This window comes from Pseudomonas sp. 05N434 (assembly GCF_056396965.1).
The window spans coordinates 1-15378 of the sequence record NZ_JBFTMK010000191.1; the positions used below are offsets into that span (position 1 = coordinate 1).

Annotated in this window: 11 protein-coding genes and 1 pseudogene; 9 read left to right on the top strand and 3 right to left on the bottom strand. The window is 60.4% G+C overall.

Annotated elements, in window-relative coordinates:
- Positions 1 to 230 precede the first annotated feature (230 nt).
- Positions 231 to 1043, top strand: a complete 813-nt coding sequence (gene xthA, locus AC1DLB_RS14075) for an exodeoxyribonuclease III (RefSeq protein ID WP_018925465.1) — start codon at positions 231 to 233, stop codon at positions 1041 to 1043.
- 112 nt (positions 1044 to 1155) lie between these two features.
- A complete protein-coding gene (locus tag AC1DLB_RS14080; RefSeq protein WP_086945004.1) occupies positions 1156 to 2493 on the top strand; it encodes a substrate-binding domain-containing protein in 1338 nt (445 codons plus the stop codon).
- 170 nt (positions 2494 to 2663) lie between these two features.
- On the opposite strand, the gene AC1DLB_RS14085 is transcribed toward AC1DLB_RS14080, so the two are convergent.
- Complete coding sequence (locus AC1DLB_RS14085; protein ID WP_477743717.1) at positions 2664 to 3893, bottom strand: acyl-CoA dehydrogenase; 1230 nt, start codon at positions 3891 to 3893, stop codon at positions 2664 to 2666.
- 188 nt (positions 3894 to 4081) lie between these two features.
- On the opposite strand from AC1DLB_RS14085, the gene AC1DLB_RS14090 reads away from it, so the two are divergent.
- The 3 genes from AC1DLB_RS14090 (at position 4082) to AC1DLB_RS14100 (ending at position 6644) form a co-directional block, all read left to right on the top strand.
- The gene (locus tag AC1DLB_RS14090; RefSeq protein ID WP_018925462.1) at positions 4082 to 5011 is read left to right on the top strand and encodes a LysR family transcriptional regulator; all 930 of its coding nucleotides are present in this window, start codon (positions 4082 to 4084) and stop codon (positions 5009 to 5011) included.
- Positions 5012 to 5216: 205 nt separating this feature from the next.
- Positions 5217 to 5615, top strand: a complete 399-nt coding sequence (locus AC1DLB_RS14095) for a MerR family transcriptional regulator (protein WP_007904077.1) — start codon at positions 5217 to 5219, stop codon at positions 5613 to 5615.
- Between the two features lie 129 nt (positions 5616 to 5744).
- Positions 5745 to 6644 (top strand): hydroxymethylglutaryl-CoA lyase, encoded by a 900-nt coding sequence (locus AC1DLB_RS14100; protein WP_477785152.1) that lies wholly within the window; start codon positions 5745 to 5747, stop codon positions 6642 to 6644.
- Positions 6645 to 7255: 611 nt separating this feature from the next.
- Here AC1DLB_RS14100 and AC1DLB_RS14105 read toward each other — a convergent pair.
- Positions 7256 to 8796: pseudogene (locus tag AC1DLB_RS14105) on the bottom strand (AMP-binding protein).
- A gap of 168 nt (positions 8797 to 8964) precedes the next feature.
- Here AC1DLB_RS14105 and AC1DLB_RS14110 point away from each other — a divergent pair.
- From AC1DLB_RS14110 to AC1DLB_RS14125, 4 genes are read left to right on the top strand one after another with little or no spacing between them, the layout of a single operon-like run.
- Positions 8965 to 10128 carry an isovaleryl-CoA dehydrogenase gene (locus AC1DLB_RS14110; RefSeq protein ID WP_007940933.1) on the top strand — a complete coding sequence of 388 codons (1164 nt, stop codon included), beginning with the start codon at positions 8965 to 8967 and terminating at the stop codon, positions 10126 to 10128.
- 12 nt (positions 10129 to 10140) lie between these two features.
- The gene (locus AC1DLB_RS14115) at positions 10141 to 11748 is read left to right on the top strand and encodes a carboxyl transferase domain-containing protein (RefSeq protein ID WP_086945009.1); all 1608 of its coding nucleotides are present in this window, start codon (positions 10141 to 10143) and stop codon (positions 11746 to 11748) included.
- Positions 11749 to 11761: 13 nt separating this feature from the next.
- Positions 11762 to 12577 (top strand): gamma-carboxygeranoyl-CoA hydratase, encoded by an 816-nt coding sequence (locus tag AC1DLB_RS14120; protein WP_007940935.1) that lies wholly within the window; start codon positions 11762 to 11764, stop codon positions 12575 to 12577.
- Positions 12577 to 14532, top strand: a complete 1956-nt coding sequence (locus tag AC1DLB_RS14125; RefSeq protein WP_477743719.1) for an acetyl/propionyl/methylcrotonyl-CoA carboxylase subunit alpha — start codon at positions 12577 to 12579, stop codon at positions 14530 to 14532. The genes AC1DLB_RS14120 and AC1DLB_RS14125 overlap by 1 nt, the downstream gene beginning before the upstream one ends.
- 39 nt (positions 14533 to 14571) lie before the next feature.
- On the opposite strand, the gene AC1DLB_RS14130 is transcribed toward AC1DLB_RS14125, so the two are convergent.
- Positions 14572 to 15237, bottom strand: coding sequence for a LexA family protein (locus AC1DLB_RS14130; protein ID WP_477785153.1), 666 nt, complete (start codon positions 15235 to 15237; stop codon positions 14572 to 14574).
- Positions 15238 to 15378 lie beyond the last annotated feature (141 nt).

A 15378-nucleotide genomic window follows, 5' to 3' on the forward strand; every position in this document is an offset into this window, starting at 1 on the left:
CTGGGGCACAGCTCAGATGGCTGCGCTCTTCTTGGTACGAGCCTTGGGGTGGCTTCACAGTTCCCCAGACAGGTATAGACCAAGCGAGGAGCTTCATCGACCGGGCTTGCCCGCGAAGAGGCCGGATCTGCCAACACATCTCTGACAGGACACAATGAATCCCCTCACCCCAAAGCTGGCCCCATTCCTACATGTCAGCTAGCATCGCACTTTTGCCAGGACTGCCGACCATGAAGATCGTCTCCTTCAACATCAACGGGCTGCGCGCTCGCCCGCATCAGCTGGCGGCGCTGATCGAAAAGCATCAGCCGGACGTGATCGGGTTGCAGGAAACCAAGGTCCACGACGACCAGTTTCCCCTGGCCGAGGTGCAGGCGCTGGGGTATCACGTGTATTTCCACGGCCAGAAGAGTCACTACGGCGTGGCCCTGCTCTCGCGCCAGGAGCCGATTGCGCTGCACAAAGGTTTCGCCACTGATGAAGAAGACGCTCAACGGCGCTTTATCTGGGGCACGTTCGCCGACGCCAATGGCGTGCCGGTGACCATCATGAACGGCTATTTCCCACAGGGCGAAAGCCGCGATCACCCCACCAAGTTCCCGGCCAAGGAACGTTTCTACAGCGATTTGCAGCAATTGCTGGAAAGCCAGTTCAGCAACGACCAGCCGATCGTAGTGATGGGCGATGTGAACATTTCCCCGGAAGACTGCGACATCGGCATTGGCCCGGATAACATGAAACGCTGGCTGAAAACCGGCAAATGCAGCTTCCTGCCCGAAGAACGCGAATGGATGGCACGCCTGAAGAACTGGGGTCTGGTGGACAGTTTCCGTCACCTGAACCCGGAGGTTGCCGACCGTTTCAGCTGGTTCGACTACCGCAGCCGCGGTTTTGAAGATGAGCCCAAGCGTGGGCTGCGGATTGACCTGATCATGGCGTCCAACGGGTTGTTGCCTCGGGTCAAGGACGCAGGCGTGGATTACGAACTGCGCGCAATGGAAAAGCCTTCCGATCACGCGCCGATCTGGCTTGAGTTGAGCTGATAACGTTTTGCTGATCGTTCCCACGCTCCGCGTGGGAATAATCACTGTCATCGTTCAGAAACCTTACTGACTTATTCTCCCGGCACTTTCTTTGGCTTATTAAGGTGCCGGCATGTCCCTGCGCGTGTTGTTCCTGCTGCTCGGCGCCGTGCTGCCGTTGACAGTATCGGCCGGTGATCTGCCGACGCCCGAACGCGGCCCGGTGCTGCGCATCCAGGGTTCCAACACCATTGGCGCGGCGTTGGGGCCGGCGCTGGTCGAGGGGTTGATGCATGAACAGGGCCTGCTCAAGGTGCACCGCGAAGCCCCGGACAAAGCCAACGAACAACGCATCGTCGGAGAAACCGCTCAGGGCCGCCGAGTGGAGGTGGAAGTCGCGGCCCACGGTTCCAGCACCGGATTCAAAGCCCTGAAAATCGCCTCCGCCGATCTTGCGGCCTCGTCACGGCCGATCAAGGACAGCGAACGACTGGATCTCGAACCGCTGGGCGACCTGAAAAGCCCGGTTGCCGAACAAGTCATCGCCATCGACGGGCTGGCCATCATCCTTCATCCGCACAATCCGCTGAAGCAGCTCAACACCGAGCAACTGGCGCGAATTTTCAGCGGCGAAACGAAAACCTGGGAAGAGCTCGGCGGCACCGGTGGGACGATTCATCTCTACGCGCGGGATGACCAATCGGGCACCTACGACACGTTCAAGGAGTTGGTCCTCAGYCCGCGTGGGAAAATGCTGAGCGGCAACGCGAAACGCTTCGAATCCAGTGAGCAATTGTCCGACGCGGTGAGTCTGGACCCGCAAGCCATCGGCTTCATCGGTTTGCCTTATGTGCGCCAGGCCAAAGCCGCGGCCATTGTCGATGGTGACTCCCAGGCCATGCTGCCGCTCAATAGCCTGATCGCGACGGAAGATTACCCGCTGTCCCGTCGGCTGTTCTTTTACCTGCCGCCGAACGGGAAAAATCCCTGGGCCAAGGCCTTGGTCAAGTTCGCCCAAAGCAGCAAAGGCCAGGCGATTGTCGCGGCTAACGGTTTTATCGCGCAGACCGTTCAGGCCATGGCGGTCACACCGAATGCGCTGATGCCCGAGGGTTATCAGGCACTCAGTCGGCATGCCCAGCGGCTGACGGTGAATTTTCGTTTCGAAGAAGGCAGCGCGACGCTGGACAACAAGGCCCGCCAGGACCTGTCGCGGGTGCTCGACTATATAAGGCAGCACGACAAAGCCAATCGGCAGGTGACGCTGGTAGGGTTTGGCGATGCCAAGAGCGACCCCGCGCGGGCCGACCTGCTGTCGAAACTGCGGGCCATGGCGGTGCGGCGAGAACTGGTGAAAAGCGGCGTGGTGTTTCGCGAAATTCGCGGTTTTGGCGCCGAGATGCCGGTGGCGGCCAACAGCGGGGATGAAGGGCGGATCAAGAATCGGCGGGTTGAGGTTTGGGTGTATTGAAGTAAGCACCAAACATTGTGGCTTGGGGGCCTACTGTGGCGAGGGGGCTTGCCCCCGTTGGACTGCGAAGCGGGCCTCAAACCGGCCACCGCATTTTTCCTGGAAAGACGCGGTGTACAATTTACGACTGCTGCGCAGCCGAACGGGGGCAAGCCCCCTCGCCACAGGTCTCAGTGCCCGCTGCGCATCATTTCCTTAGGCACGTACTTGCCGATCTCGAACTTGCCAATCGCCGCGCGGTGCACTTCGTCCGGGCCGTCGGCCAGGCGCAGGGTGCGTTGCATGGCATACATGTAGGCCAGCGGGAAATCGTTGGACACCCCTGCCCCGCCATGGATCTGGATCGCCCGGTCGATCACCCGTAACGCCACGTTCGGTGCAACCACTTTGATCTGCGCGATCTCGCTCTTCGCCACTTTGTTGCCGACGGCGTCCATCATGTACGCCGCTTTCAACGTCAGCAGTCGCGCCATGTCGATCTCCATCCGCGAGTCGGCGATTTTGTCAATGTTGCCGCCCAGACGCGCCAGAGGTTTACCGAATGCAGTGCGGTTGACCGCCCGTTTGCACATCAGCTCCAGCGCACGTTCAGCCATGCCGATCGAACGCATGCAGTGGTGAATCCGGCCCGGGCCGAGGCGACCCTGGGCGATTTCGAAGCCGCGTCCTTCGCCCAACAGGACGTTTTCGTACGGCACCCGGACGTTCTCGAATAGCACTTCGGCGTGGCCGTGAGGCGCGTCGTCGTAACCGAACACCGGCAGCGGACGCACAATCTTCACGCCCGGCGTATCCACCGGCACCAGAATCATCGAGTGCTGAGCGTGGCGTGGTGCATCCGGATTGCTCAGGCCCATGAAGATCAGGATCTTGCAGCGCGGATCGCAGGCCCCTGAAGTCCACCATTTCTTGCCGTTGATCACCCACTCATCGCCATCACGCACGGCACGGGCAGCCATGTTGGTGGCGTCGGACGAGGCCACGTCCGGCTCGGTCATGGCGAACGCCGAGCGGATCTCGCCGCGCAACAGCGGTTCGAGCCAGCATTGCTTCTGCTCTTCGTTGGCGTAACGCACCAGCACTTCCATGTTGCCGGTGTCGGGCGCCGAGCAGTTGAACGGCTCAGGGCCCAGCAATGAGCGACCCATGATTTCCGCCAATGGCGCGTATTCGAGGTTGGTCAGGCCGGCACCCAGTTCAGACTCAGGCAGAAACAAATTCCACAGGCCTTCGGCCTTGGCCTTGAGTTTGAGTTCTTCCATGATCGCCGTCGGCTGCCAGCGATCGCCCTCGGCGACCTGGCGTTCGAACACCGCTTCGGCGGGATAAACGTAGGTGTCCATGAACGCAGTCACGCGCTCACGCAGTTCCTGGACCTTGGGCGAATAAGCGAAATCCATGGCAGCTCTACCTTTTAATCAGGGGTTCAGAGGAGTTGTTCAGGTCATGCAATCGATGCTAGAACAGCTACGAAAATTTACCTAACCTATTCTCGGCGTGTATTAACATTCATCACCGATATATGATCGGCTGATTGCCAAGGCCCTCGGGTCCGATCAAGACGCCCCTGATAACAAGAGTGCAGCGCATGAATCTGAGCAAGGTCGACCTCAACCTTTTCATCGTCTTCGACGCGATCTACACCGAAGCCAACCTGACCCGCGCCGGGCAGATCGTCGGCATTACTCAACCGGCGGTGTCGAACGCTCTGGCCCGCCTGCGCGAAACCTTCAACGACCCGCTTTTCGTGCGCACCGCCCAGGGCATGGTGCCCACACCGATGGCGCAGAACATCATCGGCCCCGTGCGTAACGCCCTCTCCCTGCTGCGGGTGTCGGTGCAGGAAAGCCGCATCTTCAACCCGTTGCAGGCGGTCAAGACCTACCGCATCAGCATGACCGACCTCACCGAAGCGGTGATCCTCCCACCATTGTTCCAGCGCCTGCGCCGCCTGGCGCCGACGGTGATCATCGAAAGTTTCCTGTCCAAACGCCGCGAAACCACCAAGGAACTGGCGGCCGGGCGCCTGGATTTCGCGGTGGATGCGCCGCTCAACACCGACCCGCAGGTGCGCCACGTCAAGTTGATGGAAGACCGTTATGTGTGCGCCATGCGCAAGGGCCATCCGCTGGCGGGCAAAGAGAAATTCACCCTCGACGATTACCTGTCCCTGACCCACATCCATATCTCCAGCCGCCGCAGCGGCCTGGGCTATGTCGACCTGGCCCTGGGCAAAATGGGCATCCAGCGCAAGATCGCCCTGCGCTCCCAGCATTACCTGATGGCGTCCCAGGTGTTACAGCAGACCGACATGGTCATGACCGTGCCTGAACGCTTCGCCCGTCGCCATGATTTGTACTCGGTGAACCTGCCGGTCAAAGAAGTTCCGCCGGTGGAAACCCACCTCTACTGGCACGAAAGCACCGACCAGGACCCGGCCAACCGCTGGATGCGCGAGCAGATGATCGAGTTGTGCCAGCAGGTCACGGCGCACGAGAAGAAGCTGGATACGGTGTAGGACGTTAATCCGCGTCATCGTTCTTCGCGGGCAAGCCTCGCTCCTACAAGGTTAGCGTCGAACCACGATTWAATGATCGACACCAAACCTGTAGGAGCGAGGCTTGCCCGCGAAGAGGCCCGTCACTACACAGACAATTCATGCCCCTTGACGTAAACGTCAACCTGACATTAGCTTAGCGCCATGACCTTTTTCGAGCGCTTCCATGAGCAGCCAGACCTATAGCATTTCCGACCTCGCCCGCGAGCTCGACATCACCACCCGGGCCATTCGCTTCTATGAAGAGCAAGGCCTGCTCAGCCCCGAGCGTCGCGGTCAGGAACGCATTTATTCGCCCCGTGACAAGGTCAGTCTGAAGCTGATCCTGCGGGGCAAGCGCATTGGTTTTTCCCTGGCCGAATGCCGCGAGCTGATCGAGCTCTACGACCCCTCCAGCGGTAACACCAAGCAATTGCACAGCATGCTGGCGAAAATTGCCGAGCGTCGGGAACAACTCGAGCAGCAACTGCTGGACATCGAACAGATGAAGCTGGAACTCGACACAGCCGAGGAGCGCTGCACCCAGGCGCTGGAGCAGACGATCAAGAGCCAGCAGCTCGTGTAGGAGCTGAGCTTGCTCGCGAAAGCGGTATGTCCTTCAACATGGATGTCGACTGACCTGACGCTTTCGCGAGCAAGCTCAGCTCCTACAGGGCTCTGTGAACATTCATACAATCTCAACAGGTCGATTCCCATGTCCCTCCCCACCCACGTACGCCTGGTCGAAGTCGGCCCCCGCGACGGTCTGCAAAACGAAGCCCAACCCATCAGCGTCGCGGACAAGGTGCAACTGGTCGATGCGCTCACCGCCGCTGGCCTCGGCTATATAGAAGTCGGCAGTTTCGTCTCGCCCAAATGGGTGCCGCAAATGGCCGGTTCCGCCGAGGTCTTCGCGCAGATCCAGCGCAAACCAGGGGTGACCTATGGCGCCCTCGCCCCCAACCTGCGGGGCTTTGAAGACGCTATCGCCGCCGGGGTCAAGGAAGTCGCGGTGTTCGCCGCAGCGTCCGAAGCGTTCTCCCAGCGTAATATCAATTGCTCGATCAGCGAGAGCCTGGAGCGCTTCGTGCCGATCATGGACGCCGCCAAACAACACGGCGTCAGCGTGCGCGGTTACGTGTCCTGTGTGCTGGGCTGCCCTTATGAGGGTGATGTCAAGCCTGCACAAGTCGCCCGGGTCGCTCGCGAGCTCTATGCGATGGGCTGCTACGAGGTTTCGCTGGGAGACACCATCGGCACCGGCACCGCTGGCGCGACCCGCAAGATGTTTGAAGTGGTTTCGGCCGACGTGCCACGGGAAAAAYTGGCCGGGCACTTCCACGACACCTATGGCCAGGYCATGGCCAATATCTACGCCAGCCTGCTGGAAGGCATTTCGGTATTCGACAGCTCCATCGCCGGCCTTGGCGGCTGCCCGTACGCCAAGGGCGCCAGCGGTAACGTCGCCACCGAAGACGTGGTTTACCTGCTCAACGGCCTGGGCATCGAGACCGGGATCGACCTGGACGCCTTGATTCGCGCCGGCCAGCAGATTTGCGCGGTGCTGGGGCGCCCTACCGGTTCTCGCGTGGCCAAGGCTCGCAGCGCACAGTGACAGTGTGGATGTGTCCGGGTGTTACCGCGTGTTCTGGCACGTGGGGCGAAAACGAGTAACACGGAAACAAATTGTCAGGTTTGGTACGGGTGAAAAATCTCACAAAAAATCAAATCATTGATTTTAAAGGACTTTTCAAAGTTGGCATGGCTTCTGCTATCTCTATGGCATAACAAGAATAAAAAGCTGCAAACCAATAAAAATAAGACGTAACGACTCTGACATAACAAGAACAACACGGCAGAGACGCAGCTAACAGATTTTTTTGGAGAAGGTGTGCTTTTCAGGGTGCTTTTCGGAGTAACCCRCAACCGGGCAGAGAACAATAAAACTACCTTCAGGTAGCTCCCGAACTGGTTGGATCGCTTGGCGAAAAAGTAGATCAGCGCTCAAAAAAATACGTTTGCTCTTGATCCCGGATGGGGATCGACAAAAACAGCGGTAAAGGGCCACGGTTGCCAAAAACAACAACAGACCGCCCCTCAATAATAAAAAAAGAGCACGTAACGACAAAATTAAAGGGGAGCTTCGGCTCCCCTTTGTGCTTTCTTGTCTTTCTATTTTTCTCGACCCACATGTGGAAGCAGGCTCGCCCCCACACTGGTTATGTGTCAGGCGTTTTTGCTGCGCAGCTCCTCGATGCTGATCTCGCGCATCCGAAACTTCTGGATCTTGCCGGTCACGGTCATCGGAAACTCCTCGACGAACTTGAAGTAACGCGGCGTCTTGAAGTGCGCGATACGCTCCTTGCACCAGGCCTGCAACTCCTGTTCGGTGGCGCTGTGGCCGGGATGAAATTTGATCCAGGCGACAATCTCTTCGCCATACCGGGAGCAAGGAACGCCGATCACCTGCACATCGGCAACCGCCGGGTGGGTGAAGAAGAACTCTTCAAGTTCGCGCGGGTAAATATTCTCACCGCCGCGAATGATCATGTCCTTGTTACGCCCGGCGATGCACACGTGGCCTTCGTCGTTCATGCTCGCCAGATCGCCGGTGTGCATCCAGCCAGCGTCATCGATAGCCTCGGCGGTGGCTTGCGGGTTCTTCCAGTAGCCAAGCATCACGCTGTAACCCCGAGTGCACAGCTCGCCAATGGTGCCGCGTGGCACCAGATTGCCCGCCTCGTCGATGATCTTGCTTTCCAGTTGCGGCTGGGTGCGGCCGACCGTGGTGACGCGCAATTCCAGGTCGTCCGACGGACCGGTCTGCAAAGACACGGGGCTGGTTTCCGTCATGCCGTAGGCAATCTGCACTTCGCTCATGTGCATTTCGCCGATAACCCGACGCATCACCTCGATCGGACACGTCGCCCCGGCCATGATCCCGGTGCGCAGGCTCGACAAATCAAATTCGGCGCGCTTGGGCTGATCGAGCATGGCGATGAACATGGTCGGCACGCCATAAAGCGCGGTGGCTTTTTCTTCGGCGACGGTGGTCAGGGTCAACAGCGGATCGAAGGCATCGTTGGGGTAAATCATGGTGCTGCCGTGGGTGACGCAGCCGAGGTTGCCCATGACCTCACCGCCTGGTCGAAATGCAGGCTGTCCTGGCGTTCGTGCAATGGCTCGATCGACACACTGGCTGCCAGATCGGCCAATTGCGACCACGGCAGGAAACCCGAGGGTGGCTGCGCGTCCAGGCTGATGACCCCACGCAGTTCCGGCAGGCGTTCGCTCTGCAAGCGGCCGATGGATTGCTCCGCCAATTCCGGTACCAACCCTTGCAGCATGCCGTGATAGTCGGAGGTCTTGAAGGCCCCGGCGCAAACCAGCCATTGGCAGCCGGATTGCTTCAATACGTATTCGAGTTCCGAACTGCGATAAGCCGGGTTGATGTTGACCAGGATCACGCCGATTTTCGCACTGGCGAACTGGCTGATGCACCACTGGGCGCAGTTCGGGGCCCAGATGCCGAGCCGGTCACCGGTTTGCAAACCCAGCGCCAGGAATGCTCTGGCGTGCAGATCAACAGCATCCGACAGCTGCTGCCAGGTGTAACGCAGCTGTTGGTGGCGCACGACCAGCGCCTCCCCGTTCGGGTATTGCGCGACGGTGTTATCAAACGCCTGGCCGATGGTCATCGCCAGCAAGGCTTTGTCCTGGGAACCACGGGTATAGCTGCGCTGCGGGCTTGCACTGGGTTGATCCATGACGACCCCTATTGTCTTTATTGTAGGAGCGAGGCTTGTGTGGCAAGCCACATAAGGCGACGCAGGTCTTTCAGAACTGGCTCTACTCTCGCTCAAGTTGACGTTAACGTAAAGGTGAGAGTTGAATCACTGCCCTCCCCACCCTACAAAAAAGCCAAAAGGTGCCCCATGAGCTACCCATCCCTGAACTTTGCCCTCGGTGAAACCATCGACATGCTGCGCGATCAGGTTCAGTCCTTCGTCGCCAAAGAGATCGCCCCGCGCGCCGCTCAGATCGACATCGACAACCTGTTCCCGGCCGACCTGTGGCGTAAATTCGGCGACATGGGCCTGCTGGGCATCACCGTGCCGGAAGAGTACGGCGGCGCCGGCCTGGGTTACCTGGCGCACGTGGTCGCCATGGAAGAAATCAGCCGCGGTTCGGCCTCGGTCGCCCTGTCCTACGGCGCGCACTCCAACCTCTGCGTCAACCAGATCAACCGCAACGGCACTCACGAACAGAAAAGCAAATACCTGCCGAAACTGATCAGCGGCGAGCACATCGGTGCCCTGGCCATGAGCGAGCCGAACGCCGGTTCCGACGTGGTCTCGATGAAGCTGCGCGCCGACAAACGCGGCGATCACTACGTACTCAACGGCAGCAAGACCTGGATCACCAACGGTCCTGACGCCAACACCTACGTGATCTACGCCAAGACCGACCTGGAAAAAGGCCCGCATGGCATCACCGCGTTCATCGTCGAGCGCGACTGGAAAGGTTTCAGCCGCAGCAACAAATTCGACAAGCTCGGCATGCGTGGCTCGAACACCTGCGAGCTGTTCTTCGATGACGTCGAAGTGCCGGAAGAAAACATCCTCGGCGTACTCAATGGCGGCGTGAAAGTGCTGATGAGCGGCCTCGACTACGAGCGCGTGGTGCTTTCCGGTGGCCCGACCGGGATCATGCAGGCCTGCATGGACCTGATCGTGCCGTACATCCATGACCGCAAACAGTTCGGCCAGAGCATCGGCGAATTCCAGCTGATCCAGGGCAAAGTCGCCGACATGTACACCCAACTCAATGCCAGCCGCGCTTACCTGTATGCCGTGGCGCAGGCCTGCGAACGTGGCGAAACCACTCGCAAGGACGCTGCCGGGGTGATCCTCTACAGTGCCGAGCGCGCCACGCAAATGGCCCTCGACGCGATCCAGATTCTCGGCGGCAACGGCTACATCAACGAATTCCCGGCCGGTCGTCTGCTGCGTGACGCCAAGCTGTATGAAATCGGCGCCGGCACCAGTGAGATCCGTCGCATGCTGATCGGTCGCGAACTGTTCAACGAAACCCGCTAAACGGAGCTGTCCATGGCTATCCTGCATACCCAGCTCAACCCCCGTTCGGCAGAGTTCGCGGCTAACAGCGCGGCGATGCTCAAACAGGTCGACGCCCTGCACACCCTGCTCGCGCAAGTGCAGCAAGGTGGTGGCCCGAAGGCGCAAGAACGTCACACCTCGCGGGGCAAACTGCTACCCCGTGAGCGGATCAATCGCCTGCTCGATCCGGGTTCGCCGTTTCTCGAGATCAGCCAACTGGCGGCCTACGCGGTGTACGGCGAAGACGTTCCCGCCGCTGGCGTGATTGCCGGGATCGGCCGGGTGGAAGGCGTCGAATGCATGATCGTCGCCAACGATGCCACCGTGAAAGGTGGCTCGTACTACCCGCTGACCGTTAAAAAACACCTACGCGCACAGACCATCGCCCAGCAGAATCGCCTGCCGTGCATTTATCTGGTGGACTCCGGTGGCGCCAACCTGCCGCGCCAGGATGAAGTGTTCCCGGACCGCGAACACTTCGGGCGGATCTTCTTCAACCAGGCCAACATGAGCGCCATGGGCATTCCGCAAATTGCGGTGGTCATGGGCTCTTGCACCGCCGGGGGCGCCTACGTTCCGGCGATGGCCGACGAGGCGATCATGGTTCGTCAGCAGGCCACCATCTTCCTCGCTGGCCCACCGCTGGTGAAAGCCGCGACCGGTGAAGTGGTCAGCGCCGAAGACCTCGGCGGGGCCGATGTGCACTGCAAGATTTCCGGGGTCGCCGACCACTACGCCGAAAGCGATGAACATGCCCTGGCATTGGCCCGGCGCAGCGTGGCCAACCTCAACTGGCGCAAGCTCGGCGAACTGCAACAACGTACGCCGATCGCGCCGCTGTATAGCAGCGACGAGTTGTACGGCGTGGTCTCGGCCGACGCCAAGCAACCGTTCGATGTGCGCGAAGTGATCTCACGACTGGTGGACGGCTCGGCGTTCGATGAGTTCAAGGCGCTGTTCGGGACGACTTTGGTGTGCGGCTTCGCCCACCTGCACGGCTACCCGATCGCGATCCTCGCCAACAACGGCATCCTCTTCGCCGAGGCCGCACAGAAAGGCGCGCATTTCATCGAACTGGCCTGCCAGCGCGGCATTCCGTTGCTGTTTCTGCAGAACATCACCGGGTTCATGGTCGGCCAGAAATACGAGGCCGGCGGCATCGCCAAGCACGGCGCGAAATTGGTGACCGCCGTGGCTTGTGCCAAGGTGCCGAAATTCACCGTGATCATCGGCGGCAGCTTCGGCGCCGGTAACTACGGCATGTGTGGCCGGGCCTACGATCCACGCTTCCTGTGGATGTGGCCGAACGCGCGAATCGGCGTGATGGGCGCCGAACAGGCGGCGGGTGTGCTGGTGCAGGTCAAGCGCGAGCAAACCGAGCGCAGCGGGCATCGTTTCAGCGCCGAGCAGGAAGCCGAAATCAAGCAACCGATCCTCGATCAGTACGAAGAACAGGGGCACCCCTACTACTCCAGCGCCCGGCTGTGGGACGACGGCGTCATTGACCCGGCGCAGACCCGCGACGTGTTGGCCCTGGCCTTGTCGGCGTCGCTGAACGCACCCATCGAACCGAGCCGCTTCGGCGTGTTCCGGATGTGATCTGGAGAAAACCATGAGCGACTTCAATACCCTTGAGCTGCAGACCGATCCCCGTGGTTTTGCCACCCTGTGGCTCAGCCGAGAAGAAAAGAACAACGCGTTCAACGCCGAAATGATCCGCGAACTGATCCTCGCGCTGGATAAAGTGTCGAGCGACGCCAGCCTGCGTTTTCTGCTGATCCGTGGGCGCGGCAAGCATTTCAGCGCCGGTGCCGATCTGGCCTGGATGCAGCAATCGGCCGAACTCGATTACCACACCAATCTTGATGACGCACGGGAACTGGCGGAGTTGATGTACAACCTCGCCAAACTGAAAGTCCCGACGCTGGCCGTGGTGCAAGGCGCGGCATTTGGCGGTGCACTGGGCCTGATCAGTTGCTGCGACATGGCGATTGGCGCCGACGACGCGCAGTTCTGCCTGTCGGAAGTGCGCATCGGCCTGGCGCCAGCGGTCATCAGCCCGTTCGTGGTGCAAGCCATTGGCGAGCGTGCGGCGCGGCGTTATGCCTTGACTGCCGAACGTTTCGGCGGGCAACGGGCTCGGGAAATCGGCCTGTTGTCAGAGAGCTATCCGATGGCTGAGCTGGAGCAGAAAGTCGATCAGTGGATCGACAATCTACTGCTCAACAGCCCGGCAGCCATGCGCGCCAGCAAGGATCTGCTGCGTGAAGTCGGCAACGGCGCGCTGACTCCGGCGCTGCGCCGCTACACCGAGAATGCCATCGCCCGAATTCGCGTCAGCCCGGAAGGCCAGGAAGGCCTGCGCGCCTTCCTGCAAAAACGTTCGCCCACCTGGCAAGCCGAAATCACCCTCAAGGAGCCGCGTTGATGAGCGCACCTGTTCTCACCACCCTGCTGGTGGCCAACCGTGGCGAAATCGCCTGCCGGGTGATGCGCACCGCCAAGGCTCTGGGCCTGACCACTGTGGCCGTGCACAGCGCCACCGACCGTGACGCCCGGCACAGCCGCGAAGCGGAAATCCGCGTCGACCTGGGCGGCAGCAAAGCCGCCGACAGTTACCTGCAAATCGACAAACTGATCGCCGCCGCGAAAGCCAGCGGTGCTCAGGCAATTCATCCCGGTTATGGTTTTCTCTCGGAAAACGCCGGTTTCGCCCGGGCGATCGAGGCGGCGGGCCTGATTTTCCTCGGCCCGCCCGCCTCGGCCATCGACGCCATGGGCAGCAAGTCTGCGGCCAAAGCCTTGATGGAAACCGCCGGTGTGCCGCTGGTGCCCGGCTATCACGGCGAAGCCCAAGACCTCGACACCTTCCGCGATGCCTGCGAACGCATCGGTTATCCGGTGTTGCTCAAGGCCACGGCGGGCGGCGGCGGTAAGGGCATGAAAGTGGTCGAGGACGTCAGCCAACTGGCCGAAGCCCTGGCCTCGGCGCAGCGTGAAGCACAATCGTCGTTCGGCGATTCGCGGATGTTGGTCGAGAAATACCTGCTCAAGCCACGTCACGTGGAAATCCAGGTGTTCGCCGACCAGCATGGCAATTGTCTGTACCTCAACGAGCGTGACTGCTCGATTCAGCGTCGTCATCAGAAAGTCGTCGAAGAAGCACCCGCTCCAGGCCTGACCCCGCAATTGCGTCGGGCCATGGGCGAAGCCGCCGTACGCTCGGCTCAAGCGATCGGCTATGTGGGCGCCGGCACCGTGGAGTTTTTGCTGGATGCGCGCGGTGAGTTCTTCTTCATGGAAATGAACACGCGCCTGCAAGTCGAACACCCGGTGACCGAGGCCATTACCGGCCTCGACCTGGTGGCCTGGCAAATTCGTGTAGCCCGCGGCGAAGCGCTGCCGATGACACAGGATCAGGTGCCGCTGATCGGCCATGCGATCGAAGTGCGGTTGTACGCCGAAGACCCGGGCAACGATTTTCTGCCGGCCACCGGGCGCCTGGCGTTGTACCGCGAATCCGCCGAAGGGCCGGGGCGTCGTGTGGACAGTGGCGTCGAAGAAGGCGACGAGATTTCGCCGTTCTACGACCCGATGCTTGGCAAGCTGATTGCCTGGGGCGAAGACCGTGAACAGGCGCGGCTGCGATTGCTGAGCATGCTCGAGGAGTTTGCCATTGGCGGGCTGAAGACCAACATCAACTTCCTGCACCGGATCATCGGCCACCCGGCGTTTGCCGCCGCCGAACTGGATACCGGGTTCATTCCGCGTTATCAGGAGCAACTGCTGCCAGCACCTTCGCCGCTCAGTGATGAGTTCTGGCAAGCGGCGGCCCAGGCGTTTGCGCAAAGTCAGCCGGCTGTGTTGCGCGCCGATGATCCGAGTTCGCCGTGGGCCTTCAACAATGGTTTCCGTGCCGGGTTGCCGACAGAAATCACCCTGCATTTGAGTTGCGAAGGGCAAGACCGGGCGCTGACCCTGGGCGATGCCGACGCGCATACCGCACGGCTCAAGGGTGAATACCTGCTGACCGAGCACAGCGGTTTGCGCCGCCAGCACCGGGCCATCCGCCGTGGCGATGCGCTGTATCTGCAATGGGACGGCGAGCTGCGCCGCATCGAGTCGTATGACCCGATCGGCGCCGTCGAAGCCAGTCACAGCCATCAAGGCGGGCTTACCGCGCCCATGAACGGCAGCATCGTGCGGGTGTTGGTGGAGGCCGGGCAAACGGTCGAAGCCGGGGCGCAACTGGTGGTGCTGGAAGCGATGAAGATGGAGCACAGCATTCGCGCGCCCCACACCGGGGTAATCAAGGCGTTGTATTGCCAGGAAGGCGAAATGGTCAGCGAAGGCAGTGCGTTGGTGGAGTTGGAGCAAGCGTGAAATGAAGATCGGTCCTACGCGTTGCGAGGACCGATCCGATTAGAATTTGGCAGTCGCCTGAACCACCACGCCGATGATTCGGCATTCCTCGGTGTAAAGGGCTTTCGGATACGTCGGATTGAGCGGGACCAGGTAACGCTGCCCGCCCTCTTCGATCAGTTTGCGAAAGACCGCCTCGGCGCTGCCGGGCCATTGGGCGATCACCAGTTTGCCAGGCTCCGGCACGATCGCCGGGTCGACCAGAATCAGCATGCCCTCGGCAATGCTCGCTCCCGTAGGGGCGGTCATCGCGTCGCCGACCACCACCAGCCAGAACGCCGCGCCCTGTGCGTGGTAATCGGACAGCTCGAAACGTGGCTTGCTGACAGCCAGCGAAGTACCGTAGGTCGATAGCTCGCCGTCGCGCACCTCCCCGGTTTCCCGCCAGTCACTGACCGGGTAGCGAAAGTACGGGTTGTACTTTTGCGCCAGGGAGATCTCCTCATCCTCTGAGGGCAGCGGCTCCCTGATCACCATCGCCACTTCCAGATAGTCCATGCCGAGCGCCCGCAAGACACGATTCATCTCTGCGATGCCGGGCTGACGACGTTTATTGAGCCAGTGGCCGACGCCACCCTGGGACATCCCGATGCGCTCGGCGAGTATTTCCTGAGTGACTTTGAGTTCACTCATTTTGGCCTTGACCAATTCAATCCATTTATYCATGTGCGGCACGATACGTGGGGTACTCCGACCATCAAAACACAAATTGTAGTATTAAAACTGAAGACACAAATACAGTAAGTACTAAGCTGGGCTCACGGATTTGAATTTCTCACGGAGCTCGCCATCGTCATGACCATCCCC